Raw genomic sequence first — 26,355 nt, forward strand, 5'->3', positions numbered from 1 at the left:
GGTGGACGCCACTGTGCAGGATGTGCGCCGAAAGATCGTCGAGTCCGGCCATTCCCGCCTGCCGGTGTACGATGGGACGCTCGACACCATCGTCGGCATCCTCTACGTGAAAGACCTTTTCTGCGCCGAGGCCGAAGGCGACATCCAACTGTCGGCGCTGGCGCGCCGCGCGTTTGTCGTGCCCGAGACCAAGCGCGTCGATGCGCTCCTGGAAGAATTCAAGCGGCTCAAGACGCATATTGCCATCGTGGTCGACGAGTTCGGCGGCACCGCGGGGCTGGTCACGCTGGAAGACATCCTCGAGGAGATCGTGGGCGAGATCGAGGATGAACACGATGGCCAAAGGCGGCCCATCGAGCGCGAAAGCGACGATGTCATCCTCGCCGACGGCGTGGTCTCGTTGTTCGACATCGCCGAGGAGCTGGGCATCGAGGCCCCCGATGAGGAATTCGAGACCATCGGCGGCCTCATTTACGACCGTGTCGGCGGCGTCCCGCGGGTCGGGCAGTCGATCGAAGAGCACGGCTGGAAGATCACGATCGAGAAGATGGACGGCCAGCGCATCCGTCGGGTTCGTATCGCCCGTTTGCCGCAGTCCCCTTCCATGTCCTGATTGGCCCACCCGCGCGCGGAACGCGCTGGCGCGACGGGGCGCGACGCGCTAACTTGATCCGCGGAGAACCGCGCCACGGCTCCGACGGAGACCAAGCACATGCCCATCTATGTCTATCAATGCCAGTCCTGCCATCACACGTTTGAAGAACTGGTTTTCTCGGACAATCAAGCGGCCTCGCTGTCCTGTCCGCAGTGCCAGGCGACGGTCCTGATTCGCAAGCAGGCGGCCTTCGCCACAACCTCGGGCGGCCACGATGCGGCGCCCGCCTGCGGCAGCGGCGGCTGTTGCGGCTGCAGCTTCGACAACTGATCCCCGACGCATGAGCCAACTGGATCTGCTGACCGGGAGCATGGCGGCTCTGCCGGATGAGGCGGAGCTGCAACGCCGCTTTGACTGGTTCAACGAGACGCTGTTCAAGTCGCGCCTGCCGGCGGCGTCCATCCGCTGGTCGACACGGATGCGGATTGCCGGCACCTGCCAGCGGCACCGGCTGTTGATCACGCTGTCGCGCCCCTATCACGAGCGCTTCCCGCAGGATGTCGACGACACCCTCAAGCACGAGATGATTCACCTGCGCTATGCGGGACACGGCCCGGCGTTCCGTCGCGAAGCTCAGCGGGTGGGCGCAAGCGTGCACTGTCGCGAATACGATGGCATCCATCCGAAGGCGCGGTTGGTGTACGCCTGCCCGAGTTGTTGGCGCGAGTACCGTCGGATGAAGCCGGCGGAACTCTACTGTGGACGGTGTTCGCGCGGGCGGCTTTTGCCGCAATTCCGGCTGATACTCAAGCGGGAAATCGAACCCGAGCGCGCGCATCGGGCTCGTCCCATGTCAGGCACGCAACGCCGCCATCCGCGTACGGAGCCGGTTTCCCGCCGTCGCCAGGCGACCGCGGCCGCCGCGCCGGGACTGTTCGGATCGATCGATCAACAGTGAACGGCTTGACTCGGCTGTGAATTTCCCCTAAAATTGCCTCCCCAAGGGCGGTGTAGCTCAGCTGGTTAGAGCAGCGGAATCATAATCCGCGTGTCCGGGGTTCGAGTCCCTGCACCGCTACCAATCCCGCGCGGGACGGTACGCCCGCACCTTTACGCTCACGGATGTCGAGGGACGATTGGCAACGTCCTCCACAGGTCCGACTCGCAGCCAGTATGTCGGTTGCCTGATCGGTGAATGCCTGGGCGATGCGCTCGGCCGCCCGGTCGAGGGCTATGACGCAGATGCCTGCCAGCAGTACATCCGTGAGGCGTTGCGGCGGTGGGTTGACGGCGAGTTGCCCGATCTCATCGATTGGTCGGGGCAGTACACCGACGATTCGCAACTGGCGCGAGAACTGCGGGAGAGTCTGGTCACACAGCGCGGCTGGAACCCGGTCGATTATGCCGATCGGATCGCGCGGATGTTCCGCGAAGACCGAGTGGTCGGCCGGGGAATTGCCTGCGACAATGCCGCGCGGCGTTTAAATCGAGGCATTGCATGGGACCAGGCGGGTGATCCGGCTCCGTCGGCGGGAAATGGCACCATCATGCGCGCCGCACCAATCGGTCTGTACTACCTCCGGAACAGACGGGAACTGACCACAGTCGCGAAAGAGCAGGGCTGGATTACGCATCATGACCCGCGTTGCGCGGCCGGATCGGTCGGCATGGCCCTCGCGGTGGCGCTCATCCTGGATGACGGCGCCGTGGATCGACCGATTGACTTCCTCGGTCGTCTGGCGGCGGCGATGGAACCATATCATGCGGAGTTTGCCCGGCTGATCGAAGAACTTTGGATGTGGTTGGACCGTCCTGAGGCGCAGGCGCGAGCGCACATCTGCGGCGCCGGCAAGGCCCAGGGGTTCGAAGACGGATGGCCGGGAATCTCGCCTTTTGTGATCCCCAGTCTGCTCTGGAGTCTGTATGCTTTTCTGCGCCACCCTGACAGTTACGTCGATGCGATCAGCGCTGCGATTGCGGTCGGCGGCGATGTGGACACGACGGCGGCGATGACCGGCGCATTGAGTGGCACCCATCTGGGGATCGAGGGAGTACCGCGGGCTTTGGCGATGCGCGTCAACGACTTCGGACAATGGGGGTACCGGGAACTGGAGACACTGGCCGAGGCCGCATTCGTTCATGCGATGGCGGATTCACCCGGTCGCAATGGCTGACTAATTTCCACTCACCCGAAAGATATTTCGGCACGATTCCGGCGATTAGATATTATCATAGATTTGCTGTCGCAGTCCAACTATTGACCACGGGGGTCTGATGCGCGAGTCGCGTATGCTTGTCCTTGTGGGGGGGCTTTTGGTCGTCGTGCTGTCGGTCGCCGCGACGGGTGCGCAGGCGGCCCAGTCGCCGTATTTCCCGATGACGCTGGGAAGCCAGTGGGTTTACGAGAAATACGGAAACATCCTGGACACAGTCCTCGGTCAGGAGACTGCCCGTATTGACGATGTCCGGCTCGTATGCGGGCAGATGTTCTATCACCTCTCTACGCCCTGGCTGCCGTCGTTCTCCTGTTGGGTCCGGGGTGATTCCATCGGCGACATCTATCGTTGCGATTCGCCCGGCGCGGAAGAGAAGCCGTTGTTTCTGTTCTCCCGGCCGTATTCGGAACCGTGGTCGCCGGGCCAAATGGATGGCCATGACTTTGCGCAGACGGTCCCCTGCGGTTGGCAGATTACGCCTCCACAGGGGTCATACGACGATGCCATCTGCATGTTCGGAGGATGCCTTCCTCCCGCGTGCTACGACATCTATTGGAGCGGAGCATTCGCGCGCGACATCGGCCCCGTATGGTGGGCTATGATCGGCGTTGGGGGCGCAGCAATTGAATATCGGCTTCTCGAGTACCTGCCTGGACCGGAATCGGTCTGTCGCTGCCACGGCGATCCTGTCTGCGACGGTGTGACGAACGTTCGCGATGTCGTCTCAGTTATTGACGTCGCTTTTCGCGGCACCCCGCCGATCAGGCCCCGCGGGTGTTCGTGGTACGCCAGATCATTGCACGGAGCGGGAGATGTAGACTGCTCCGGCGAGACGAATATCATCGACGTGGTCATGATGATTGATGTCGCGCTTCGCGGCGCGTCGGCGGAGTCGAAGTTCTGCCATCCGTAATCGGTGGGCGAAGTGGCGCAAGTCCCGGGGGGCGTTGCCCGGACAACTGGATAGGCACATGCCGGGTGGCTCCATCACGGCTGTCAACGGACTGGTAGACCACTTTCTGAGTTCGCTCTGCATCAACTGCGCTCCTTATCCTCTCCAGCGCGCCGCCGAGGCGCTGGCGGCTATGGGAGTCCCGGCGCCGGAGATCGAGTGAGAAGGATGCGGCATCGCTTCAGGTCTACGATCATCGTGGCGACAATCCTCCTGTCCCCGCTGGCGGGTGTGGCCGGGGACTGGGCTGTCCTCGCCCCCGGGTTGGAGCTGGGAGAGTTTAAGGCGCAACGGCGCACCTCGGAGGGAGACTCGCTTGTCTTGATTCTGCGCGTCGATCCCGTCCACTGGGAGCTGATAGCGCTGACGGCCAGCGACGCAAGCCGGCAGACCGGGAACCTGACGGCCCGGCAATGGTGCGAGCGATATGGCCTTGCGGCGGCCATCAATGCCGGGATGTATCAGGAGGATTTCCGCACGCACGTCGGGTACATGCGCTGCGATGGGCATGTGAACAGCGCCGGTAAGAACAACTACCAATCGGTGGCGGCGTTTGCGCCGCGTCGCGACGGGCTGCCGCCATTTCGCATCGTTGACCTGGACCAGGTCGAATGGGACACGGTGATGGCGCAGTATGATTGCGTGATCCAGAATCTGCGACTGATCGCCCGTCCCGGCGACAACCGCTGGTCGCCATCGGACGAGCGCTGGAGCGAGGCGGCGCTGGGTGAGGACCGTCAGGGACGCATCCTCTTCATCTTTTGCCGCTCGCCGTACCCGATGCACGAGTTCAACAACATCCTCCTGGAGTTGCCGATCGATCTGGTCTGCGCGCAACATCTCGAAGGCGGACCGGAGGCGCAGTTCTATCTGCGCTACGGTTCGATCACACGCGATGTCGCGGGCAGTTATGAGACTGGGTTCAATGAGAACGACCACAACCGCGAGGCCAGGCCGTTGCCGAATGTCCTGGGGATTGTCCCGCGTGACACACTCCGCTGACCGATTGGCGAGCGCATGGATGTGCGCGGCTCTGCTCGTCCTGCTGGCCGGGATCGTTTCCGTGACAGCCAGCGCCCAGACCGCGACGCCGGGGCCAGTCGCATTCGAATACGCGCTGACGAAGCATGCCGTCCGGACAGAGACCGAGCGTCTGCGCGACGAGTTCCGGCTTGCGCGCAACGGCTCGGCCCGCGACAGTCTGATCGATGTCGCAAGCCATCGGCTGAGGATGTGGCTGTGCGATTCAATTTTCCCGCTTTGGTATGGCACGGCGTGGGATTACAACGGCACGACCCAGACCCCGGGTGTCGGGACCATTGCCTGTGGGTACTTTGTCACCACTTGCCTGCGTGATGTCGGCTTCAATCTCCCGCGGGTGCGTCTGTCGCAGGAGCCATCGGAACGGATCATCGCCAGCTTCGTCTCCCGACCGCTTCGGCGGCGCTGGTCGAATGCGCCGCTCGAACGATTCGTCGCGGAGGTGGCGGCCATGGGCGACGGACTCTACATGGTGGGGCTTGATTGCCACGTCGGTTTCCTGATCGTCGAGGATGGGTCGGTGGACTTCTGCCATGTGTCCTACGCGCCGCCGTCGATGGTCATCCGCGAGTCGGCGCTGACATCCTCGGTGTTGGCGATTTCGCGATACCGCGTGGTCGGGCGGCTGCTCCCGAACGAGGCGCTGGTGCGGCGCTGGCTGCGCGACGAGCGGTTCGAAGTCGAGGACTAAACAAACATGGCGGAGTTGGTCACTCTGGACGGCGCGATGGGCGAGGGCGGCGGGCAGATTCTGCGCAGCGCTGTGGCATTGTCGCTGGTCACCGGGACGCCGGTCCGCATCGAGAACATACGCGCACACCGTCCCAAGCCGGGATTGGGGCATCAGCATCTGGCCGCGGTGCGGGCGGCGGCGCAAGTGAGCGGCGCGGAGGTCCGCGGCGCCGCGGTTGGTTCAACGTCGCTGTATTTTGCCCCCGGCCCGGTGCGGCCCGGATCGTATCGGTTCACGATCGCAACCGCGGGCAGTTGCACGCTGCTGTTGCAGACCGTGCTGCCGGCGCTGATGTTGGCGGATGCCCCGTCGGAGTTGATTCTGGAGGGGGGCACACACAACCCGTTTGCCCCGCCGTTCGACTTTCTGCGCCAGACCTTCGCCCCGCTCCTGGCCCGGATGGGGCCGACAGTGCAACTGCGCCTCGATCGGTATGGGTTCTACCCTGCCGGCGGCGGCCGCATGCAGGCAACGATCGCTCCGGTCGCCCGACTCTCTCCCCTGTCGCTTCAGGCGCGCGGCCCGATGCGACCTCCGCTGGCACGCGCGCTGGTTGTCCAACTGAATGAGGATATCGCGCACCGTGAATTGCGGGCGCTGGCGAGCCGTTTTTCCTGGAGCCGCGAGCAATTGCGCATCGACGCGTCTGCCAATGCCATCTCGCCCGGTAATGTTTTGTTCGTAGCAATCGAAAGCGAGCATTTGACCGAGGTGTTTTCCGCTATCGGGCAGCGCGGCGTTTCCGCCGAACAGGTCGCGCAACGTCTCGCCGATGAGGTGGCTGCCTATGTTGAGTCGGACGCGCCGGTTGGCTCGCACCTGGCCGACCAGTTGCTAATCCCGCTGGCGTTGGCCGGCGGCGGAGTCTTCCGCACGGTGCGTCCGACACTCCACACCCTTACCAACATCCAGGTGATTGAGCAATTTCTGCCGGTCAGGATTCCGGTGGCCGCCGTGGAAAAGCAGATCTGGGAAGTGCGGGTTGAATCGCGCGGCGCCATCTGATTTTTTTCTACAAAACCCGCGACCCAACACTGTTTTCTTCAACAGCGATACGCGGCACGCGTATAAGTGCCATCCGCGGCATGATGCGTGCCCGGAATAGGAGTCCGCATGTTGCACCGTTCCGAACCTGTCAACCATGCCGAAGGAGGCAGCAGAATGAGCAGTCGCAGGACACCGGTGCGATCGCTAGGTAGGCGAGTTGCAATAGGGCAGACTGACTGGAGAGTCGAGGGATAGGGAACAAGCGAGCGAGCACGCTCCGAATCATTGGTGTCACCCCTCCCCCTTCTTCCATCGTAGTCTGCCACCATCACAACTGAAGAGCAATGGCCGGGTGGATGCGTTCGTGTCTGCCGCGATGCCGTGGTGCGCCTGTCCATTAGTACACGCCGCGCAGAGCGAACGCCCTCCGGCATGAGGATACAGCAGATCAGCGCGCATGATGCGCGGCTTGGCCACGCTTACTGTGGAACGGCGGTGGAGAGCTTTGCCCGGATCGCGTGTGCAGGATTAAGAGTGCCTTACCAGGGAGAGGGAGGAAGACAATGGACCGGCTCGCGCACTTGAAGAAGCACTTTGCCCGTATCGGAGCGTCCGTTCGTATGAACGTGTACCCGGATGTACACGGCTGGCGGAGCCGAGCTTGGTTGCAAACGAGGCGATGGCATGAAGAATGAGCAGATTCGCCGCGGTCTCGGCTCGCCGCATCATGTGGAAGAACTGTACCGTTGCGGCGGGACCACGGTCTATGTGTGTCGGCAGTCCCCAGGCAATCTCCGCAGAGACCTATCGTGATCTGCTGCTGCAGGATCCCTCGCGCAAACGCTGGGACTGGAAGGTGATGAAGCGCGACATGACCACCTACGCGCGGGGCACCCTGACCTACCGGGATCATCGGACGATCCGTCTGCCGTACGGGCATCGGATCCTGATGAACGCCGAGTACACCTCGCGCTTGGTCAGCGGCGAGAGCCCGATGATGTTCCTGGATTAGAGAGCGACCGTACGATTCGCGGCCGCCCACGTGTCGCTCCGCCGAAAGAGGAGGCGAAGGGAATTTATGTAATAGCATCCAGCGCGGCGGCTTGTAGACCATTTGGCACAATACTCCCCAAATGCGGGAGCCGATCCGTCCGCTTTTCTACGCCGGAGTGTAGCATCTGCGGCGCACTTGCCGCCCCCGTTGCCTTTGAGACAAATCGGACTTAGATTGTTGACAGCCGTCCAACCGAACCGCCAGATCGACCATGGCCTGAAAGACGCTGATGACCAGTTCCGACAAGCTACGGACCTTGCTGGCCGAGCAGTTTCGCGCCGAAGACATCGAGATCACGCGGTTGTTGAACGAGAGGGATTTCGCCGGGGCGGTGGCGCGCTGCAAGGCGCTGGCATCGCGGTTTGAAAATCTCCCGCAGTTCTGTCACCGGTACGGCGATGCGCTGATGCGGCGGCAGTTTGTCCGCGACGCGATCACCTGGTACGAACGGGCCATCAAGGCGGGCGGACGCGACGCGCACTACTACCTCGCGTTGGCGGACGCCTACGCCGCGCTGGAAGACGGGGCCGACGCCGAGATTCAGGCCTTGTGGGAAGGAGTGCGGGACTCGTTCGATCCCCTGGCGATCTATGGACGGCTGGAGAATCTGCTGATCAGCGGCAATTATCGTGACGAGGCCTTCCGGCTGGTCGACACGATCAAGGAACGATTCCGCCATAAACCGGAACTGTGCTATCTGCAGGCCGAGGCGGCGCATTCGATCGATTTGTTGCCGACGGCGGTGGAATTGTTGCGCCGGAGCCAGAACGCCAATTACTTCGGCCATCGTCACTATTTCATCCTCGGCGACTGCTTCGGCTATTTCGGAATGGACGAGCAGTCGATTCGCTTCCTTCTGCGCCAGATGGAACGGAATGACGGTCCCGTCGGCGATGCACTTCGGGGCATCTACGACATCATCAAATGGCGGCGCCGCGGCGGCGATGACCGTCTGCTGGCCGCCATCCATTGGGAGTACCTCACGCTCTATGCCGACCGCGGCCTCGGGCGGCAGACGCAGATGCGCTACCTGGACGCGGAACCGGAACCATCCCGTGCCGTATACCAGGAGTTCCGAGAGAAACATCTTGGTAATCCCAAGCACCCTGGCTACGCCATCCAACTGGAAATCGGCGACCAGATGGCCTATGCCGCGTTCTTCCTGCGGCTGCTTCTCTATCACCGGGAACACCGTTCGGACTTCTTCAGTGCCCGGGAGTCTTTGATCGAGTGCGCCGAGCTGCTGAGCTCGCTGGCAGCGGATTCGATCGAGTCTCGCTACTTCCTGATGTGGGCTCGCATCGAGCAAAAGGAGTTCCGCGATGCCCAAAGACTCGCCGCGCGCCTCGACGAGGACATCGCCCGTCGCATCTATCCCGGCCAGAACCCGAGTGAATTCAACTACGCCCTGCACTTGATCGCGGACGCGCTTCCCGCCAAATCGCGTCGGGATCGGCAGAAGCCGGGCGTCTCCGAAGCAAAGCTTGAGAAACCGGAGCAGGCGGAACTCCAGGAATTCGGCATCGATCTGACCGCGCAGTACCGGGCCAAGAAACGGGCGGCGCCCGTGTCCGCTTCCGCGGCGGATGTTGCCCGTCTGGCCCACGCGCTGCAATCCGGGGGACCCCTCTGCATCGTATTGACCGGGCCATCGGGCGTCGGGAAAAGCGAGACGGTGCGGGCGCTGGCCTGTGCGCTGGCCGGCCCCGCCGCTCCAAGCGGCCTGGAAGGACACGCGATCATCGAGTCATCCACCAGCGTTCTCGTGGCGGGTGCGGGCATTCTCGGCACCTGGCAGGAGCGGCTGCTGGCATTCTGTCACATGGCGTCGTTGGACAACAAGCGGATCATCTACCTGGAAGATCTGCATAACATCTTCGGCGTCGGGCGCGTGTCTGATGACAAATCGCGGTTCGCCGACGTGTTCCTGCCGCTGCTCGAGCGTCGCCAGATCGCTGTGATCGGCGAGATGACGCACCGCCAGCTGGAGGACCTGCGCGCGCGCGAACCGCGGTTCTTCCGTATGGCGAAGGAGATTCCGGTCACCGAGCCGTCGCGCGATCAGATGATCGAGATTCTTCACAGCTGGGCGCACGCGCCATCGGCGGGGTCGCTGGAGTTCTCCCCACCCGCGCTGCAGCAGATTTACAACCTGGGTCGGACCTTCATGCCCTACCGTGCCTTTCCGGGCAAGGCGCGCGAGATCCTTGACGGCGTCATCGCCACTCGTGAGACGGAAGCGAGACCGTCTGGCGCCGTCGGCGCCGGCGACGTCACCGCGTCCTTCTGCCGCGCGACCGGCATCCCCGAATTCATCGTCGATGAACGCGTGCCGTTGGATCAGGATCGCCTGCGAACCTTCTTCGCCGAGCGTGTGCTGGGGCAGGATCAGGCCATCCGTCCGGTGACCGAAGCAGTGGCGTCGTTCAAGGCGCGGATCAACGATCCGAACAAACCAATCCGCAGTTTCCTGTTTGTCGGCCCGACGGGTGTGGGCAAGACCGAGATGGCCAAGGTTCTCGCCGAGTATGTCTTCGGCGACCGGGGACGCATCATCCGGCTGAACATGTCCGAATACTCCGACGCCAACGCCGCGTCGAAATTGATCGCCGCGCCGCATCAGTTCAATCCGCAGGCCGGGCACTTTCTCGCCGAGGTGCGCCGGTCACCCTTCAGCATCGTACTTCTGGACGAGATCGAAAAGGCGCACCCGGATGTCTTTCATCTGCTGCTGCAAATGCTCGACGAGGGTATCCTGCAGGATGAGACCGGCACGCCGGCCTACTTCCAGTCGAGTTTTGTGATTATGACCTCAAACCTCGGCGCGCGCCGGTACACCGACCGGCAGATCGGCTTCGGCGGCGGCGACACGATTGGCGACCTGCAGCAACAGGTGATGAAGGACATCCGGGAGTTCTTTAATCCGGAGGTGCTCAACCGGATCGACGAGCTGGTCTTCTTCACTCCGCTCGACGAAGCGGCAATCCGCCGGATCATCAACCGCGAGGTGGGGAAACTGCTGGATCGACAGGGGATCATTGAACGCGGCATTCAGGTCGAAGTCGATCCGCTGGTGCTCGATCACATCATGGAGATCGGCTACGACGCCCGCTACGGGGCGCGGAACATCAAGCGGACGGTCGAGCGCCTGGTCGCGACGCCGTTGGCGCAAGTGATGGCCGGTCAGTCCGTCCCCGCCGACGCGCTCATTCGCATCAATCTAAAGGAAGGGACGCCGACGGCGCATCTGATCCGTGCCGAGGAATGGCTGTTACCCGACCATCTACGGGCGCGTCAGAACAAAGAGCAAACTGATGTCACCGCCCTCTCGCAGCAGGAATTGAAAGGCATGGCCGGCGCGCTGGCCGCCCGGGTGGACTCGCTCAAGCAGAAACTGCGTTATGAGGAGCTGATGCAGGAGCATCAGGCGTTGCAAAAGGAGATGCTGCGTCCGGGATTCTGGGACACGCCGGGCAGGGCGAACGAAGTCGTCCGCCGTTACGCCGCGGTGAACCGCCGCACCGAACGCATCCACAAGTGGGAGTCGCTCTGCGGACGCATCGACGCGCTCTTGCAAACGTCACCGGCGCGAATGGCCGCCGCCGAAAAGGCCCGGGTTCGGTCGCAGGTTCTGGGACTCTCAAAGGAGCTGGAATCGGCGGAGCTGGAAATCCTGCTGGAGGGCAAGTACGATTCGGCGGACTGCTTTGTCCTCATCGCCGCGGAGTCCAGCCGCCGCGATCACATCCGCTGGGTGCACGAACTGGCGGGCGTCTACCGGAGTTGGGCGCGTCGGCGCAGTTACCCCTGCCGTGCCGTCGGCGAGGCGCTCACCGGCGACCGGATGGAGTACGGGGTCGTGTTGCACATCGGCGGGATGAACGCGTTTGGGTTGCTGAAGAATGAGCGCGGGATTTATCGTCGGACGTCGGTGGACACCGACGGCCGCGCGAAGAGCCGCGAATCGATCGATGGCCAGGTGATCGTGCTGGCCGATGTCCAGCCGCTGGCCGATGCTCCGCGGCGCGCGACGGTCACGGTGCAGAAACTGAAGAAAAGCCAGGCGGGACACTTCGTGGCGCAGCTGAGCCGCCAGGTGACCGCGCAGGCTGAACGCGGGACGCCTCCGATCACCTTCCTCGCCGATGCCGCCATCGAGAAGGATGGCAACCTGCCGCAGGAGATGTATTTGTCGTACCTCCATTACCGCCAACGCAGCCAGGCGCGGCCCGGTTCAGAGCACAACGGTGCCTGGGGATCGCTGGTTCGCACCTACTTCACCGGCCGGCAGAACCGGATTGTCGACCACGAAACAAAGATGGTGATCGATGATGTGAAGGGGTATTTCAACGGCAAGATCGATTCGCTCTTATTGGAACGGATCATCTGAGGCGGGATGGGCGGTGGATCGGCACGGGGCCAGCGACCCCCCTGCGTGGCCGTTCGCCCTAAACGGCGCGCCGATGCGGATAGAACTTGATCGCTGTCGCCGGACCGGGCTTATTACGTCGCCAACGCTTCGGAACACGGACGCCGGACCATGAATTGCCCATGCCATGAGTGAACACCTCCCCATTCCCGACGCCGAGTTTACGCTCACACAGATTGTCTTTCCGTCGCAGGTCAATCACTACGGCACCCTGCATGGCGGTTACGCCCTGCAGTGGATGGACCAGGCGGCCTGGATATGCGCCACCCGGTACGCCCGCAAGGTCATGGTGACAATCGCCTCCGATCGGGTGGAGTTCAAGAAACCGGTCTACGAAGGCGCCATCGTGATGCTCAAGGCGCACATCACGCGTATCGGCCGCACCTCGGTGACCGTCGCCGTCGAGATGCACGCCGAGCTGCCGCTGTCCGGCGAGCGTTTCCTGGCCACGCAGGGGCAGTTTGTCATGGTGGCCTTGGACGCCGACGGCCGGCCCACCGCGGTCCAACCGGAATAGATTCTCCCGCCGGCCGCACTGAAGGCCCCACATATAGTTCGGTTCTCCAAACTGTCATCCCGATACGCCGCAGCGCGGGGGATCCGCGATTCCGCAGGTGGATCGCGGCGGGATCCTTTCCGCAGCCCCTACCGGCCCCGAACGGGCACGACATCGGGCCAGAAGGCGAAGGCCACCGCGGCGACGATCAGCATGAACGCCACCAGGTGGTTCCAGCGGGGTATCTCCCCGAGGTAGAAGATCGCAAAGCCGGCAAAGACGGTCAGCGAGATGACTTCCTGTATAATCTTCAGCTGGCTGGCGGAAAACTGGCCGTACCCCCAGCGGTTGGCCGGCACCTGCAGGCAGTATTCCAAGAAGGCGATGCCCCAGCTGATGAGGATGACCTTCCAGATGGCGACGTGCTTGTACTTGAGGTGGCCATACCAGGCGGCGGTCATGAAGAGGTTGCTGGCGAACAAGAGGATGATGGTGGTCATGTCGGTCCTTCGGCGGCGGCGCAAACGATTTGATCTGTCGATACGGAGAATGTAGACTACCTTTGTGCGGTAGTATGCCAAGCGGCGTCCGCACGAGCAAGTTGCGAACGTGGCGGAACTGGCAGACGCGCTGGACTTAGGATCCAGTGGGGCAACCCGTGGGGGTTCAACTCCCCCCGTTCGCAGTCAGCGCCGTGACGGACCGATCCGATGAAGCAGGTCATCGTTTACACCCAGCCCGACTGAATGCCGTGCGAATGGACGGAAGAGTTTCTTTCGCGCAACGGCATTCCGTATACCCGCAAGGATGTGCGCGCCGATCCCGCGGCGCGCGCTGAGTTGATCGGTCTGGGCTTTCGCTCGACCCCGGTCACGCTCATTGACGGCGTTCCGGTGGTCGGATTCGAGCAGGATCGCCTGATCGAGTTGCTCACTCCCAACGAATAGGGGCGGATCGATGATCCGCCCGTGAGTTTTTCCCGCGCGGCGCGTCGCGCGCATGTGACGCAACGATTACCTGGCGACAACCACCGCGCAGTGCCCGCAACGGGTGGCCCTGATCGGGATCTCCATCAGGCATTCGGGGCAGGCCTTTGTGGTGGGTTCGGGGGGCGGCGCTTCCTGTTTGCGCTTGGCCTTGTTCATCGCCTTAACCAGCAGGAAGATCGCGAAGGCCACGATGATGAAGTCAATCACCGTGTTGATGAAGACGCCATAGTTGATGGTGGCGGCGCCGGCGGCCTTGGCGGCCTCCAGCGACGCATACTGTCCGCCCGACAGCGAAATGAACAGGTTGCTGAAATCCACGCCCCCCATCAATTTGCCGATCGGCGGCATGAGCACATCGGCGACCAGCGACGAGATGATCTTCCCGAACGCGGCGCCAATAATGATACCCACGGCCATGTCCATGACATTGCCGCGCATGGCGAATTCCTTGAACTCTTTAAGCATATGACCTCCAGGTTTGAGATCGTTTAGAGGTTCTTCCACGAAAAGCCCACGGCCGGCGTCTGCTTGAACCGTCCGGCCCGGTCGACTTCCTTGTCATAGAGCCATTGTGGACACAGCGCCACGCCGATGTCCCGCGAGACCTGAGCGGAGAAGGTGGTCTCCCAGTGCACATTCACCGCTTTCCAGTCATCCTGGTTTTCCAATTTCTTCAGCTGCTCAGGCCCACAAAAAAACCCGCCGGAGGGCGGGCTTGGCCTCTCAAACTGAGAGCGGATGAAGAAGTCCGGGCGCGCACACAAGCGGCGCGTGGGATTGATGTAACGCTTCAAGTTGCTCTGTGCGGAGACGGTCGCCGACCGTCCCTGTCCCCTGCCCCTCTCTCGGCAATCCTTCCACGTCGTGCAAGCAAGCGCGGACCTTGGCAGACGCGACCGCATGACCGCAAGGCCGGCCTGAATGCCTATGTGCTCTGCGCGGCGCGGCTTGTCAATGATAAATTTCCCGACGCGCAAAAAAAGACCCCGGAGCGCCGGCCCCGGGGTCGAATCATCCGTGCATGTCCCGCGCTACTGCGTCTGAACCAGCAATGTGTCTTTGGCGCTCACCACCAGCGCGGCCACCGCCCCGTCGATGCCAGCACGAAGGATGGGCGTCGGCACATCATCTGTCAATGGTGTCTCGTAGGGCGCATTGGGACGGGCGATGAAATTGGGCGCGTAGGCAATGATCTTGATGTCGTAGACATCCTCAACGACGTTGTCGGCGACATCGCGAAAGGTCTTCGGCGGAATGACGTGGGTCAGCGCCGTCTGCGATTCGCTGTACTCGGCCAGGTCGGTGGAGGAGGTGTAGAGGTTGCGGGCCCGGACGGAGACCATATAGTTCACCGCGCCCGGCGCGGTGGTCCAGGAGACCTGCGCATTGCCGTCCACCGGCCGCCAGATATGATTGGCTGGCAACACCTGGTCGATGAAAAGCTCATCGGGGATCACGACCGAATCGCGGTACACAAACGATTCCGACGTGTCGACGGCCGCCAGAAACACTTTTTCGCCGTGGTTCCAGCGCGGCGTGTTGTAAGTCTTGTTGCCCCGTCCTGACGTGGCGGAGGTCATGACCGTGTCGCCGTCGATGACGACAAAGGCACCGGGGATAGCCAGATCATCCCGACGGAATTGCACGTAGATGATGTCCTGGCCGGAGTCGAGATCCTTTTCGAGCACGACCACGAGTTTGTACTTGTCACCGCCGTTGCCGCCGCCGTTGGGCGTCGATTCGCACCCCAGGATGCAGAGGGTGGCCAGGGCCAGCGCGCCCCATCCAAATGCCGACCTGACAAACTGTCTGATTTGACCCATCGTAATCCTCTCCCTGTCTTGGGATTATCGGCATCCAGCCGGGGAAAAGTTACCAAATTCTACCGGGAGTTTCCGGCACCCGGAGACCAGCATCTCCCCCCATGCGGATCGTCCGAATATTACATTAACAGGCAGGGATTTGGTTCCGGACGGCGGATGCGATGGGATGGGTGATTCTGGAGATACTGGCCGTACTGGCGATTGTCGTGTTGGTCGCGCCGGTGCGATTGATTGGTGTCTGGGAGGCGATGCGGGTTGAGATATGGCTGTCGTTTCTGGGGCTCCGCGGTCGCATCTGGAACCGGGACTTGGCGGAGCCGTCCATGGCCAAGATGCGAAAAGCGACAGAACGCCTTGCCTCCGAGCAGATCGATCCGTTGCGGCTGATCGGCGTCTTGCGCGAAAACCGCGACACGCTCTCACGCACGGCGCATGTCACACTGTTGTTTCTGCGTCGGCTGTGGAGGTCTTGGCGGTTGGAGAGCGGGCACGTGATGGTCGCACTGGGAACCGGCGACCCGGCCGCAACCGGGATGGCGCATGGCATGATCTCCGCTTTGGCCGGCGTCCTCGCGTCGCGCTGGCCGCAAGTGCGATTGGAGAGCCATCCGGATTTCGAGGACGCCGCGTTCGAAAGCCACGGACGATTGGTCTTCCGGTTCCGTCTGTTGGACCCGGCCTGGCATTTTCTGCGTTACATGGTCACCCTGCCGTGGCGGGGACTGGCACGAATAAAGCGTCAGTGGGCGCTGCAGCATTCATAAAGGAGACTGAGATGGCGACAGGGGATCTGATTGGTGTCATCCAATCCATTGTTGGCGAGTTGCGTCAGATCGCCCGCTCCGAGAGCGTTGTCGGCGCGCCGGTCACCGTGGGAGACCGCACGGTGGTGCCGATCACACGTCTGTCGGTTGGCTTCGGCGCGGGCGGCGGCGAGGGGTCGCGTCCCGACAAGGGAACCGGATTCGCCGGGGGCGGCGGGGGCGGCGCCATGATTGAGCCGGTGGCGTTTCTTGTGCTGGACAAGGATCGGGTGCAACTGCTGACCACCCGTAAACATGGCGTGGTCGAGGCGGTGCTGGATGCGGCCCCCGACCTGATTTCCTCGATCAAGAGCTGGTCGGAGAAGAAGTCGACGGAACCGCCGCATGCGAATCCGTAGACCGGCTGGCGTGTATAACGATTGATTGCCCGGGAAACCCAAGCACCTGAGGACTCCGATGCTACGCTTCCTTGTTGCTTTTGCCTTAATGACTTCTCTGGCCGCGGCCCAGTCATTGCAGCCGATCACGCGTCAACTGTCGACCCGCTGGCACCCGACCGTGGCGATTGAAACCGGTCTCGCTAAACTGGCGTTTGTCGCCATCTGTTCGCCCAGGAACAGCGCCGACGGCCATTTCTTCGCGGTCGACAGTTCGGGCAAGGTGGTCGAACTGGCCTATGTCGATCGTCGCTGGACGATCAAGAGCGACTTCAGCGTGGGCGAACCGATCGTGACCGGCACCGCCGCGGCGTTGCGCCCGGATGAGATCTGGTCGATCGTTGTCGGGACCGCCTCCGGCAAGATCGTGGAGTTGCGGAAAAGCGACCTGGGGTGGGGCAGTCACGAGGTGACCAAACTGGACGGGCCGCCGCGCGCGGTGCGTGCCACTGAGCCGGCGCGCCCGGGACCGTCGCAGTTGTTCGTCATCGACCACAAAGGCAATGTGTCCAACTGGTACATCGGCGCCTCGGGACGTTGGAATCGCAAGGATGTGCCCGCCATCGAGGGGGGCGCGACGCACATTTGTTTCGACTACCGCGCCGCGGGCCTTCACGCCATCACGGCCGGCCCGAAGGGAGTCATCGGGAAATTTGTGCAGGACTCCATGGGGAACTGGAGCGGGGCGGCTTGGGACACGATGTCGGCTGGCTGCGCCGATTTGGCGCCATCGGCCGATCCGACCGCGCGCGACATCTGTATCTTCTACGCCGGCCTCGACGGGCATTTGCGTTATCTGTTCTATGGCCGCATGAACGACGTGACCTCCCGCCTGCCCTGCGCGGAAGGGGCGCGACATCTGATCGGCAAGGGCGATCAGCGACGGTTCAACGAGTTCTTCGGCATGTCGGGGACGGAGTTCTGCCTGTTCGAATACAACTCCGACCAGGCGGACTGGATCAAGGTGCCGATCCGCGCAATCCCGGGCACGGTGGTCTCCACCACCTTCGGTCCGGCGCGCGGCTCAACCTGGCACACGATGTATGCTGCCACAGTGGATGGGAAGATCTACGAATTCGAGCGTGACGGGCTGGAGAACGAGTAGCCGGCCTACTTCAGCCGCCGCCGGCGGTTGTGGATGAAGTCCCAGAAGATGTAGCCTCCCAGACGGTCGGGGGGCGTGAAGTAGGCGCGCCCCCGGTTCAGCTCGGTCAACTTCCGCACAAATTGCTGCAGGTACGGATCGGCGGTCACCATGAACGTGGTGATCGTGATCTTCTTCTTGCGGCAGATGACCGCCTCATCGAGGGTGCGGTTGACGATGATCGGATCGAGCCCCGCCGGATTCTTGTAGAGGGTGCCGTTGGCGCGGCGGATGACCGAGGGCTTGCCGTCGGTGATCATGAACACCTGCTTATTGAGGTGTTTTCGGTGCATGAGGATCTGCCGCGCGGCGCGCAGCCCCGCCTGCGTGTTGGTGTGGTAGGGCCCGACGCCAACATAGGCCAGGTCGGCGACGGGGATCACCTGCGCGTCATCGCCGAAGACCACCACATCGAGCGCATCCTTCGGGTAGCGGGTCAGGATCATCTCGGCAAAGGCCATGGCCACCTGCTTGGCGGGGGTGATACGGTCCTCGCCATAGAGGATCATCGAGTGCGAGATGTCCAGAAGCAGCACGGTGGCGCAGGCGGTGGCCGATTCCGACTGACGCACGGCCAGATCGGGTTCCTCGAGATGCAGATCCTCGACCGCGCCGCGACGCATGGCGTTTTGGAACGACTCGTTGTAGTCGATGTCGGCGGCGGCGTCGCCGAAGGCATAGGGGCGCCGTTCGGGCAAGGGCTCGCTGGTGGTACTCCCCTCGCGGGGGATGGCGTGGTCGCCGCGCGCGCCGGGCTTGAGCGAGGAAAAGATGCGGTCGAGCGAATCCTGCCGGATCTGCTTTTCCCCTTTGGGCGTGAGCTGGTTGCGGTCGCCGACTTTCTGGATAAGCCGTTCCTCACGCAGTTTCTTTTCGAAGTCGTCGAGGTCGATCGCGTCGGCGAGGATGCCCCGCTCCTGCAGATAGCGCATCCAGCGCAGCGCCTCGTCGACATCGCCGTTGGTCTGCAGCAGGATGTAGTTGAACAGGCGCATCAGATCGCGGTCGGCCAGAAGCCGCCGGATCAGATCCTCATCCCACTCGGAGTAGCGGTAACGCATCAGTCGTCGCGCCGCACGTTGTGCAGCATGGTGGCCAGCATGTCGGTGTATTTGTAGATCGAGCCGACAGCGGTCTTGGCGATGAGGTTTTGCTGGTGCAGCCCCTCGAGGATGAACTCCATCCCCAGGGCGGTCTCTTGCGGCGTCGCGGTCTTGAGGAACTGTTCGGCGACCTTCCTGAGCGTCGGCACCTTCGACAGCGCCGCTTCATACTCGCCAAAGGGGGAGTCGTCGGCGACGTCGACAGTGGTCTCACCACTGAAGTGACCGATGATCTTGCCGAAGATCGGATCGGCCTTGGCCGGCAGGCCGCCATCCTTTTCGATCGGCGGGACGCGGCGCTCGAAGACCTTGGCCACGGCGCGGCCGATAATGTTGACCGCGATCATGCGCGGACCCTCGCGCTCGCCCTCGTAGACCAGCTCGACCTTGCCGGTGATCGCGGGGATGGCCGCCGCCAGGTCGGCCATGCGCGGCACCAGGTCGTTGTCGCCGGTGCGGAGATTGCGACGTTCGACGTTGGAGATGATGTTCTCCAGGACCGCGATCGGCACTCGGGCCGAGACGCCGGATGACTGATCGATGTACTCCGATTCGCGCGCGGCGAAAGCGATTTCCTCGACGATCTCGCGGTAGAAGTCGGGGATGCGCGGACGGCCGTCGCCACGCCCCACCCAGGCCTCCTGATCCGTGATCGCCTGCGACTCGGCCACGGTGGTCGGGTAATGCGTGATGATCTGCGAATCGATACGGTCCTTAAGCGGCGTGATGATGTTGCCGCGGTTGGTGTAATCCTCCGGATTGGCGGTGAAGACCAGAAGCATGTCCAGCGGAATGCGCACCGGGAAGCCGCGAATCTGCAGATCGTTCTCCTCGAGGATGTTCAACAGCCCCACCTGGATGCGCGGTTGCAGATCGGGCAATTCGTTGATGGCGAAGATGCCGCGGTTGGTGCGGGGGATGATGCCGTAGTGAATGACCTCCTCATCGGAGAGATCGCGCTTTTCCCGCGCCGCCTTGATCGGGTCGAGGTCGCCGATCAGATCGGCGATGGTCACATCGGGCGTGGCCAGCTTTTCCTGGTACCGGCGCGCGCGCGGGATCCATTCGATCTCGGTGTCATCCCCCCGCTCGGCGACCATGCGCAGCGAGTAGGCGCAGCCGGGCCGCAACGGGTGGCAATTGAGCGGCGACCCCTTGATCGCCGGCATCACTTCATCCAGCAGGCCCGTCAAGGCGCGCACGATGCGGGTCTTGGCCTGGCCGCGCAGGCCGAGGAGGATGAAGTTGTGCCGGGAGAGGATGGCGTTTTCGATCGCCGGAATCACCGTCTGGTCGTAGCCGACAATCCCGGGAAAAAGCGGCTGACCGGAGCGGATCCTGGCGATCAGGTTGCGGCGAAGCTCGTCTTTGACAGTCTCGTAGACGAAGCCCGCTTTACGGAACGCGCCCAGCGTCGTGGGGCGTGAGTTGGTCATCGGGGTTGATCCTTTCAGCCGCTTTCATACGGGAGTTAAACGCACCGGAATACGGGCCGTTTGCCGCCCGCCCGGTTCTCTGTTGTACACCGGCTCAGTCGGACGGGCCGGACTCGATTCGGTGAACCGTCAATCCGGTCAGGAGTTTCGGGAAAAAGAACGTCGATTTGCGCGGCAGGTTGCGACGCAGACGCGCCACCTCGAAGATGGCATCCAGCGGCGTGGGGGGCAGGAGGAACCCCAGCTGGACCTGGCCGCCACGGACCGCTTCGATCACCGCCGGGGCATCCTTGGGATAGCCGATGCGCTCGCTGTGGTCGATCTCATCATCGGAGAATCCGAACGCGGCACGCAGCACGCCCGTCTCGAAGACCGCGGTGGGCAGGGCGCGGCAGGCCTCGGGCAGATCGGCCGGCCAGGGCCATTGGCTCATCTGCGCCCGCCCCGCCTCGATCAAAAGGCCGATCTCGGTCGGGAGGCTGATCATGGCAAAGGCCGTGCGTCCGTTGCGGGCCCGCTCGGCCACCAGACCCAACAGGAAGGAAGCGCGCTCGTCGAAGGGGACATCGGGCATCGGAATGAGCGCGACGTCGAAGAACTCGGCGACCCGTTCGATCACCTGGTCGATGTCGGCATGGGACACATGGGTGATGGTGCGGTGGATCGGCAGCACCGTCATGCCGGGCGCCTCGGCGTTGAAGAAGGCCATCATGGCGTTGGCCCAACGGTCGTCGTGCTTGCGCTCCCAAGTGTCGCGGGCGGCAGCGGTGCGGTGATGGCCGTCGGCGATCACGCACTCGCGCGCTTCCATCAGCGCGAGAATTTTCGCCACCCTCTGGGGGTCGCCGCAGCGGTAGAGCCGGTGCAGCGATCCATCGGGTTGCTCCGCCTGCGCCATCGGCTCCCCCTCTTCGCAATCGCGCAGGATGCGGTCGATCGCCTGCGCCGGATCGGAGTAGATCATGAAGATGAGGCCGAAATCGGCCCCGGTGGCCAGACGCAGTTGCGCCCGATCCTCCCGCACGTGCGAGTGGGTTTCCTCGTGTGAAAACAGACCGGTGTCGCGGACGTCGCCCAGGGCGATGAAACCACGCCGGGTGAGTTTGCGGCCGCCGACGCTGTAGGTCTGCGAATACGGGTAGACGGCCGGACCGCGGTCGGGCACCAGCACCCCCTGCGCCAGCCAGGTTTCCAGCGCCAGGTTGGCGCGACGGTAGTGCTCGCCGGTCGGGTCGGGCCCGCCGCCGGCGGGAGCCACAACGATCCGGGCGATGTTGTAAGGACTCTGCGCCAGCAAACGCGCCACCAAGGCATCATCGAACTGGTCATACGGGGGACTGAAACAGTCGGCCGGATCACCCACGATGGCGGGATTGAATCGCCAGGCGGCAAAGGGGCGGATACGGATGGTCGGTCTCCTTCGGTCGGGACGGTGTCGATTCACGCGCCCAAGACGGTCAAGTTAGAGCCTGTGTCGCGCAGAGACAAGAACTGGCTGGCAAGGTCAGATGCGCACATCCAACCCAGGCGTGTCGGCGGCAAAGACCTCGCCGCAGATCGCCGCATCGTTGATCCCGGCGTCGTGCAGCCGCCGCAACATCTCATCGGCGCGCGCCGGATCGACGGTGATGAACAGTCCCCCCGAAGTCTGCGGATCGACAAACAACTGGCGCTGCGGCTCGGTGATTGCGTCGTCGAACTGGATGCGCCCTTCCAACGACCGGGCGTTTGCGGCAAGCAGGCCCGGGTGAATGCCAAGAGCGAGCATCTCCAGACCGACGTCCCAGCGCGGAACACGGCTGTAGTAGAGACGGATGCCGACGCCGCTGGCGGAGGCGACTTCCCACGCGTGCCCGCCGAGGCCGAAGCCGGTGATGTCGGTCACACCATGCGCGCCGCCGACCGCCAACATGACTTCGCAGGCGCTTCGGTTGAGGGCCGCCATGCGGTCCAGAACCGGCTGCGCACGGGAAAGCTCCAGACGTTTCGCCGCCAGCCCGTTGACCACCGCGCCGGTGCCGACCGGCTTGGTGAGAATGACCAGATCGCCGGAACGGGCGCCAGCGTTGGTCTTGATGTCGGAGTCACGTACAAGGCCGGTGACGGAAAGGCCGTATTTGAGTTCGTCGTCGCGGACAGTGTGCCCGCCGACCAGGGCCGCGCCGGCTTGTTTAATCGTCTCCAGTCCGCCCTTGAGGATCTCGGTCAGCTGTGGTTTGGGAATGCCCTTGGTCGGAAAACAGCAAAGGTTCAGAACCGCCCGGGGCGTGCCGCCCATGGCGTAAACGTCGGAGAGAGAGTTGGCGGCGGCGATCCGTCCGAACAGAAACGGGTCATCGCACGGGGGCGTGATGAAATCGGCGGTCAGGACCAAATTGAGGTCCGGGCCGATACGATACACCCCGGCGTCATCCGCCGTCCCGATCCCCACAATTACTTCGGGGGGAACGGGGATCTCCAGATCATGGACAATGGCCGAGAGGTCCACCGGACCCACTTTGCCCGCTCACCCACCCGAGCGCGCAAACTGGGTGATCGGCGCGCCTTCCGGCACCGAGCACTGCGACATGCGTCATCCTTTCGTCGCTTCGGTCGTTCGCCGAAGCCGGTGAATCATACGTCTTCGCGCGCCTCCAACGTAGCCCATTCTTGAGCAAGAGCATCACGCGTCGATTTGGATCCGCCTGACGCGCCGCCTCCCGCCGCCGATTGGAGGACCGGACGGGAGGCGTCTCTGAATTGGCAGGGCTCAGGCGACAAAAGGCGCGTACAGGACGATTCGATTGAGACGTGTGCCTCCTTTCTTCACTGCCGGCAGACGGGCAGACGCAGTTCGGACCATGGCATGTTAATCGCCATGGACGAGTGATTCCGGGAATTGGTCGGAGGGGTGCGAGTTCGAGGCCGAGCGTCAGAGGGCTCTGGTCACCCGACTCGCCGGGTACAGATACAGCGGAGCGCAGGGCCAAATTGCGCGTGGCGCGAGATGATGATGGCTGGTTTCGCCGATGTGCTCATCGTTGGCTCAATCGTCTGACATCTTTACGTGCCACGGCACGGCGAGTGTGGATAAATTTTATCGGATTACAGAATTCGCAAGTCACGGACTTGGTGCGAGTTAACTGGCCGAGTGTCTCCAGGCGGCGATTTCAATCATAATTTGTTGTGATTTATTGGCTTGACATTATATTTAGGACTCCTATATTATTCGCATGTCGAATCAACCCGACAATGTCGAGCGGATCGCCGATGGCCTGATGCGTCTGGCTCAGGTGATCGGAAGTCTCAACACCGCAACCGCCGTTGCGCGGGGGCTTTCGGCGTTGCAACTGCAGATGCTGCAGTTGCTGGCGCAGCGGGGTGGGAGCGAGACGGTCGGCTTTTTTGCGCGACGGTTCTTGATCAAGGCCTCCACAGTCTCCGACTCGTTGCGGGTGTTGGAATCGCGGGGGCTGGTCAGCAAGAGACGCGACCACGCCGATGCGCGGGTGGTGCACATCGCCATCACCCCGGAAGGGCGCGAGGCGGTGGCCATCGCCGCGGCCAGCGCGGAAAAGCTCAAGCGACTGGTCGCCGGCTGGGACGAGGGACGTCGCGCCGTGATCCTCCCTGCCCTGATCGACCTCATCGACGGCCTGCAGCGCGAAGGGGCGATCCCGGTCGACCGAATGTGTGTTGCCTGCCGCTACTTTGCCATCAATTGCGACACCGACGGGGGCTCGGCCCCCTATTTCTGTCGATTCATCAACGCGCCCTTGCGCGCACTCGATCTGCGTGTCGACTGCCCCGATTTCGAACCGCAGACATAACCCACTCCAAGGAGGTCAGAGGCATGATCCGACGTTTCACCATTCCGGCGTTCATGATGATTGCGGCGCTCGCGGTGGCCGCCGGCAGTCAGGAACAGACATCCCATCAGGTCCCCTACCCCGACGGTTACCGCGACTGGACCCATGTCAAGTCGATGGTGCTGAGGCCGGGGCATGACCTCTACAATGTCTTCGGCGGCATCCACCATGTCTACGCCAACGACAAAGCGCTGGCCGGACTGAAGGGGAAAAAGAACGAGTATCCCGATGGTTCGGTGTTTGTCTTTGACCTGCTGGCGCAGTCGGGTGATTCGACCGCGTTGACCGAAGGCGAGCGCAAGGTGCTCGGAGTGATGCACAGGGATGCGGCCAAATACGCCAAGACCGGCGGCTGGGGATTCGAAGGGTTTGCCGGCAACACCCGTAACCGGGTGGTCACCGATGACGGCGAGTCCTGCTTCCTCTGTCACGATACTCAGGCGAAGGCCACCGGGCTGGTCTTCTCGCAGTGGCGGGAGTAGCGCGCCGTGGCGGCTTGGCCATGCTGACGGGCGGGACTTCCCGCCCGTTATCATTTGGCAGAACACTTGCTCCCGCAACCGATTGGCGGCAATCGAAATACCAATGTCATTATCCTCCGACCGGCTTTTTGCGCCACCGGCATCGGGTTTTGTATCTTCCCGGTCCACCCAAACCGCCACCGGCGAGGTTTTCGATATGCTCAATGCCATCATCAATGTCCCGGCTCCGAAGAATGAACCGATCAAGTCGTATGCCCCCGGCACACCCGAGCGCGCCGAACTGCAGAAGGCCATTGCCGCGCAACGCGCCACAACCATTGAGATTCCTCTGATCATCGGCGGCGAGGAAGTCCGCAGCGGTGATCTGGCCGATTGCCGTATGCCGCATCAGCACGGGCATGTCCTGGCGCGTTACCACAAGGCCAGGAAGGAGCATGTGGCGCGGGCGATTGACGCGGCGGTGAAGGCCCAACCGGCCTGGGCGGCGATGGATTGGGAGCAGCGCGCCGCCATTTTCCTGAAGGCGGCCGACCTCTTGGCCGGTCCCTACCGGATGATCGTCAACGCCGCGACGATGAACGGCCAGAGCAAGAATCCCTTCCAGGCGGAGATCGACTCGGCCTGCGAGTTGATCGATTTCTACCGTTTCAACGTCCACTATGCCCGGCAGATCTATGCCCAGCAGCCCGAATCGTCGGCCGGGATGTGGAACTACATGGAGCACCGGCCGCTGGAAGGGTTCATCCTTGCGGTGACACCGTTCAACTTCACGTCGATTGCCGGCAACCTGCCCACCGCTCCGGCGATCATGGGCAATGTGTCGTTGTGGAAACCGGCTTCCAGCGCGGTGTATTCGGCCTACTTCCTCATGAAGATGCTGATGGAGGCGGGAGTGCCGCCGGGTGTGATCAACTTCGTGCCCGGTTCGGGCGGAGAGGTCGGCGATCCGGCGGTCGATTCCGAACACTTCGCCGGCATCCACTTCACCGGCTCAACCTCGGTGTTCCACGCGATGTGGCAGCGGGTCGGCGGTAACATCGCCCGGTACCGTTCCTATCCGCGCCTGGTCGGCGAGACCGGCGGCAAGGATTTTGTGTTCGCGCATCCGTCGGCCGATGTCGACGCGCTGGTGGTGGCGTTGCTGCGCGGGGCATTTGAGTACCAGGGGCAGAAGTGTTCAGCGGCTTCGCGCGCCTACATCCCCGAGTCGCTCTGGCCAAAGGTGAAAGAGCGGCTGGGCGATGAACTGGCGCAGATGAAGATGGGCGACCCCGCCGACTTCAGCAATTTCATCAACGCGGTGATCGACAAGGGCGCCTTCAAGTCAATCAAGGAGTATCTCGATTACGCCAAAAGCGGCGCGGGCAACGCCAAGATTCTCTTCGGCGGCAAGTGTGATGACTCCGTCGGCTACTTCATCGAGCCGACCGTCTTGACGACCGACGACCCAAAATATCGCCTGATCTGCGAGGAGATCTTCGGGCCGGTGCTGACCATCTTTGTCTATCCCGACCGCAAGCTCGAGGAGACGCTGGCGCAGTGCGACATCGCCTCGCCGTATGCGCTGACCGGCGCCATCTTCGCGCAGGACCGGTTCGCGATCGCTCACATGATGCGCGCGCTGGTCAACACCGCCGGCAACTTCTACATCAACGACAAGCCCACCGGCGCGGTGGTCGGCCAGCAGCCGTTTGGCGGCGCGCGGGCCTCGGGCACCAACGACAAGGCGGGCAGTCTGTTAAACCTGATCCGCTGGGTCTCGCCTCGCTCGATCAAGGAGACCTTCGTCCCGCCGAAGGACTGGCGGTATCCGTTCCTGGGTTAGC

General features: G+C 62.9%; 26 protein-coding genes and 2 tRNA genes. 20 read left to right on the forward strand and 8 right to left on the reverse strand.

Going from position 1 to position 26,355, the window contains the following annotated elements; all coding sequences use genetic code 11:
- The 12 genes from VNN55_03475 to VNN55_03530 all read left to right on the forward strand — a co-directional run.
- Window positions 1–613, forward strand: a 613-nt coding sequence (locus VNN55_03475; protein ID HWO56609.1) for a hemolysin family protein, incomplete at its 5' end; no start/stop codon positions are given.
- Window positions 614–712: 99 nt separating this feature from the next.
- A complete protein-coding gene (locus tag VNN55_03480; protein HWO56610.1) occupies window positions 713–925 on the forward strand; it encodes a zinc ribbon domain-containing protein in 213 nt (70 codons plus the stop codon).
- Window positions 926–935: 10 nt separating this feature from the next.
- On the forward strand, window positions 936–1,553 hold the full coding sequence (locus VNN55_03485; protein ID HWO56611.1) for a SprT family zinc-dependent metalloprotease: 618 nt from the start codon (window positions 936–938) through the stop codon (window positions 1,551–1,553).
- Window positions 1,554–1,599: 46 nt separating this feature from the next.
- Window positions 1,600–1,676 (forward strand) — tRNA-Met (locus VNN55_03490).
- A gap of 55 nt (window positions 1,677–1,731) precedes the next feature.
- A complete protein-coding gene (locus tag VNN55_03495) occupies window positions 1,732–2,769 on the forward strand; it encodes an ADP-ribosylglycohydrolase family protein (protein ID HWO56612.1) in 1,038 nt (345 codons plus the stop codon).
- 139 nt (window positions 2,770–2,908) lie between these two features.
- Complete coding sequence (locus VNN55_03500; protein ID HWO56613.1) at window positions 2,909–3,724, forward strand: hypothetical protein; 816 nt, start codon at window positions 2,909–2,911, stop codon at window positions 3,722–3,724.
- Window positions 3,725–3,931: 207 nt separating this feature from the next.
- Complete coding sequence (locus tag VNN55_03505; GenBank protein HWO56614.1) at window positions 3,932–4,765, forward strand: phosphodiester glycosidase family protein; 834 nt, start codon at window positions 3,932–3,934, stop codon at window positions 4,763–4,765.
- Between the two features lie 19 nt (window positions 4,766–4,784).
- Window positions 4,785–5,495, forward strand: a complete 711-nt coding sequence (locus VNN55_03510) for a hypothetical protein (protein ID HWO56615.1) — start codon at window positions 4,785–4,787, stop codon at window positions 5,493–5,495.
- A gap of 6 nt (window positions 5,496–5,501) precedes the next feature.
- On the forward strand, window positions 5,502–6,542 hold the full coding sequence (rtcA, locus tag VNN55_03515) for an RNA 3'-terminal phosphate cyclase (GenBank protein HWO56616.1): 1,041 nt from the start codon (window positions 5,502–5,504) through the stop codon (window positions 6,540–6,542).
- Between the two features lie 748 nt (window positions 6,543–7,290).
- Window positions 7,291–7,536 (forward strand): hypothetical protein, encoded by a 246-nt coding sequence (locus VNN55_03520; protein ID HWO56617.1) that lies wholly within the window; start codon window positions 7,291–7,293, stop codon window positions 7,534–7,536.
- A 271-nt stretch (window positions 7,537–7,807) separates the two neighbouring features.
- Window positions 7,808–11,968, forward strand: a complete 4,161-nt coding sequence (locus VNN55_03525; GenBank protein HWO56618.1) for an AAA family ATPase — start codon at window positions 7,808–7,810, stop codon at window positions 11,966–11,968.
- Window positions 11,969–12,134: 166 nt separating this feature from the next.
- On the forward strand, window positions 12,135–12,524 hold the full coding sequence (locus VNN55_03530; GenBank protein HWO56619.1) for an acyl-CoA thioesterase: 390 nt from the start codon (window positions 12,135–12,137) through the stop codon (window positions 12,522–12,524).
- Window positions 12,525–12,652: 128 nt separating this feature from the next.
- Here VNN55_03530 and VNN55_03535 read toward each other — a convergent pair whose 3' ends face one another.
- Entirely contained in the window at window positions 12,653–13,003 is a 351-nt protein-coding gene (locus VNN55_03535; GenBank protein ID HWO56620.1) for a DMT family protein, read from the reverse strand.
- Between the two features lie 103 nt (window positions 13,004–13,106).
- Here VNN55_03535 and VNN55_03540 point away from each other — a divergent pair.
- Together VNN55_03540 and VNN55_03545 are read left to right on the forward strand one after the other, a co-directional pair.
- Window positions 13,107–13,188 (forward strand) — tRNA-Leu (locus tag VNN55_03540).
- A 61-nt stretch (window positions 13,189–13,249) separates the two neighbouring features.
- Window positions 13,250–13,450 carry a glutaredoxin family protein gene (locus tag VNN55_03545; protein HWO56621.1) on the forward strand — a complete coding sequence of 67 codons (201 nt, stop codon included), beginning with the start codon at window positions 13,250–13,252 and terminating at the stop codon, window positions 13,448–13,450.
- Between the two features lie 66 nt (window positions 13,451–13,516).
- Here the strand turns inward: VNN55_03545 and mscL are convergent, their stop codons facing one another.
- From mscL to VNN55_03560, 3 genes are all read right to left on the reverse strand, one after another.
- The gene (gene mscL / locus VNN55_03550) at window positions 13,517–13,957 is read right to left on the reverse strand and encodes a large conductance mechanosensitive channel protein MscL (GenBank protein HWO56622.1); all 441 of its coding nucleotides are present in this window, start codon (window positions 13,955–13,957) and stop codon (window positions 13,517–13,519) included.
- A 23-nt stretch (window positions 13,958–13,980) separates the two neighbouring features.
- Window positions 13,981–14,133 (reverse strand): hypothetical protein, encoded by a 153-nt coding sequence (locus VNN55_03555; protein HWO56623.1) that lies wholly within the window; start codon window positions 14,131–14,133, stop codon window positions 13,981–13,983.
- A gap of 390 nt (window positions 14,134–14,523) precedes the next feature.
- On the reverse strand, window positions 14,524–15,315 hold the full coding sequence (locus VNN55_03560) for a hypothetical protein (GenBank protein HWO56624.1): 792 nt from the start codon (window positions 15,313–15,315) through the stop codon (window positions 14,524–14,526).
- Window positions 15,316–15,476: 161 nt separating this feature from the next.
- On the opposite strand from VNN55_03560, the gene VNN55_03565 reads away from it, so the two are divergent.
- From VNN55_03565 to VNN55_03575, 3 genes are read left to right on the forward strand one after another with little or no spacing between them, the layout of a single operon-like run.
- Window positions 15,477–16,079, forward strand: coding sequence for a DUF2953 domain-containing protein (locus VNN55_03565; GenBank protein HWO56625.1), 603 nt, complete (start codon window positions 15,477–15,479; stop codon window positions 16,077–16,079).
- A gap of 11 nt (window positions 16,080–16,090) precedes the next feature.
- On the forward strand, window positions 16,091–16,477 hold the full coding sequence (locus VNN55_03570; GenBank protein HWO56626.1) for a spore germination protein GerW family protein: 387 nt from the start codon (window positions 16,091–16,093) through the stop codon (window positions 16,475–16,477).
- A gap of 58 nt (window positions 16,478–16,535) precedes the next feature.
- Window positions 16,536–17,621, forward strand: coding sequence for a hypothetical protein (locus VNN55_03575; protein ID HWO56627.1), 1,086 nt, complete (start codon window positions 16,536–16,538; stop codon window positions 17,619–17,621).
- 5 nt (window positions 17,622–17,626) lie between these two features.
- Here VNN55_03575 and VNN55_03580 read toward each other — a convergent pair whose 3' ends face one another.
- The 4 genes from VNN55_03580 to selD all read right to left on the reverse strand — a co-directional run bounded on the left by VNN55_03580 (window position 17,627) and on the right by selD (window position 22,696).
- On the reverse strand, window positions 17,627–18,721 hold the full coding sequence (locus VNN55_03580) for a VWA domain-containing protein (protein HWO56628.1): 1,095 nt from the start codon (window positions 18,719–18,721) through the stop codon (window positions 17,627–17,629).
- Window positions 18,721–20,199, reverse strand: coding sequence for an AAA family ATPase (locus VNN55_03585; protein ID HWO56629.1), 1,479 nt, complete (start codon window positions 20,197–20,199; stop codon window positions 18,721–18,723). Before VNN55_03585 ends, VNN55_03580 begins: the two co-directional genes overlap by 1 nt.
- Window positions 20,200–20,293: 94 nt before the next feature.
- Window positions 20,294–21,643 (reverse strand): DUF1015 domain-containing protein, encoded by a 1,350-nt coding sequence (locus VNN55_03590; GenBank protein HWO56630.1) that lies wholly within the window; start codon window positions 21,641–21,643, stop codon window positions 20,294–20,296.
- 60 nt (window positions 21,644–21,703) lie between these two features.
- A complete protein-coding gene (selD, locus tag VNN55_03595; protein HWO56631.1) occupies window positions 21,704–22,696 on the reverse strand; it encodes a selenide, water dikinase SelD in 993 nt (330 codons plus the stop codon).
- 715 nt (window positions 22,697–23,411) lie between these two features.
- Between selD and VNN55_03600 the strand changes: the two genes are divergently transcribed.
- The 3 genes from VNN55_03600 (at window position 23,412) to pruA (ending at window position 26,354) form a co-directional block, all read left to right on the forward strand.
- On the forward strand, window positions 23,412–24,008 hold the full coding sequence (locus tag VNN55_03600; GenBank protein ID HWO56632.1) for a MarR family transcriptional regulator: 597 nt from the start codon (window positions 23,412–23,414) through the stop codon (window positions 24,006–24,008).
- A 23-nt stretch (window positions 24,009–24,031) separates the two neighbouring features.
- Window positions 24,032–24,529: a cytochrome P460 family protein gene (locus tag VNN55_03605; protein HWO56633.1), complete on the forward strand. Its 498-nt coding sequence runs from the start codon at window positions 24,032–24,034 to the stop codon at window positions 24,527–24,529.
- Between the two features lie 196 nt (window positions 24,530–24,725).
- Window positions 24,726–26,354, forward strand: coding sequence for an L-glutamate gamma-semialdehyde dehydrogenase (pruA, locus tag VNN55_03610; GenBank protein ID HWO56634.1), 1,629 nt, complete (start codon window positions 24,726–24,728; stop codon window positions 26,352–26,354).
- Window position 26,355: the final 1 nt, after the last annotated feature.

It is taken from the genome of bacterium, assembly GCA_035559435.1.
Lineage (GTDB): Bacteria > Zixibacteria > MSB-5A5 > WJJR01 > WJJR01 > JACQFV01.

Bases quoted from the DNA above. Each gene is read 5' to 3' on its own strand.
- VNN55_03480 (HWO56610.1), top strand. From the start codon at position 713: ATGCCCATCTATGTCTATCAATGCCAGTCCTGCCATCACACGTTTGAA.
- VNN55_03485 (HWO56611.1), top strand. From the start codon at position 936: ATGAGCCAACTGGATCTGCTGACCGGGAGCATGGCGGCTCTGCCGGAT.
- VNN55_03505 (HWO56614.1), top strand. From the start codon at position 3,932: ATGCGGCATCGCTTCAGGTCTACGATCATCGTGGCGACAATCCTCCTG.
- VNN55_03510 (HWO56615.1), top strand. From the start codon at position 4,785: ATGTGCGCGGCTCTGCTCGTCCTGCTGGCCGGGATCGTTTCCGTGACA.
- rtcA (HWO56616.1), top strand. From the start codon at position 5,502: ATGGCGGAGTTGGTCACTCTGGACGGCGCGATGGGCGAGGGCGGCGGG.
- VNN55_03520 (HWO56617.1), top strand. From the start codon at position 7,291: ATGTGTGTCGGCAGTCCCCAGGCAATCTCCGCAGAGACCTATCGTGAT.
- VNN55_03525 (HWO56618.1), top strand. From the start codon at position 7,808: ATGACCAGTTCCGACAAGCTACGGACCTTGCTGGCCGAGCAGTTTCGC.
- VNN55_03530 (HWO56619.1), top strand. From the start codon at position 12,135: ATGAGTGAACACCTCCCCATTCCCGACGCCGAGTTTACGCTCACACAG.
- VNN55_03535 (HWO56620.1), bottom strand. From the start codon at position 13,003: ATGACCACCATCATCCTCTTGTTCGCCAGCAACCTCTTCATGACCGCC.
- VNN55_03545 (HWO56621.1), top strand. From the start codon at position 13,250: ATGCCGTGCGAATGGACGGAAGAGTTTCTTTCGCGCAACGGCATTCCG.
- mscL (HWO56622.1), bottom strand. From the start codon at position 13,957: ATGCTTAAAGAGTTCAAGGAATTCGCCATGCGCGGCAATGTCATGGAC.
- VNN55_03560 (HWO56624.1), bottom strand. From the start codon at position 15,315: ATGGGTCAAATCAGACAGTTTGTCAGGTCGGCATTTGGATGGGGCGCG.
- VNN55_03565 (HWO56625.1), top strand. From the start codon at position 15,477: ATGGGATGGGTGATTCTGGAGATACTGGCCGTACTGGCGATTGTCGTG.
- VNN55_03570 (HWO56626.1), top strand. From the start codon at position 16,091: ATGGCGACAGGGGATCTGATTGGTGTCATCCAATCCATTGTTGGCGAG.
- VNN55_03575 (HWO56627.1), top strand. From the start codon at position 16,536: ATGCTACGCTTCCTTGTTGCTTTTGCCTTAATGACTTCTCTGGCCGCG.
- VNN55_03580 (HWO56628.1), bottom strand. From the start codon at position 18,721: ATGCGTTACCGCTACTCCGAGTGGGATGAGGATCTGATCCGGCGGCTT.
- VNN55_03585 (HWO56629.1), bottom strand. From the start codon at position 20,199: ATGACCAACTCACGCCCCACGACGCTGGGCGCGTTCCGTAAAGCGGGC.
- VNN55_03600 (HWO56632.1), top strand. From the start codon at position 23,412: ATGTCGAATCAACCCGACAATGTCGAGCGGATCGCCGATGGCCTGATG.
- VNN55_03605 (HWO56633.1), top strand. From the start codon at position 24,032: ATGATCCGACGTTTCACCATTCCGGCGTTCATGATGATTGCGGCGCTC.
- pruA (HWO56634.1), top strand. From the start codon at position 24,726: ATGCTCAATGCCATCATCAATGTCCCGGCTCCGAAGAATGAACCGATC.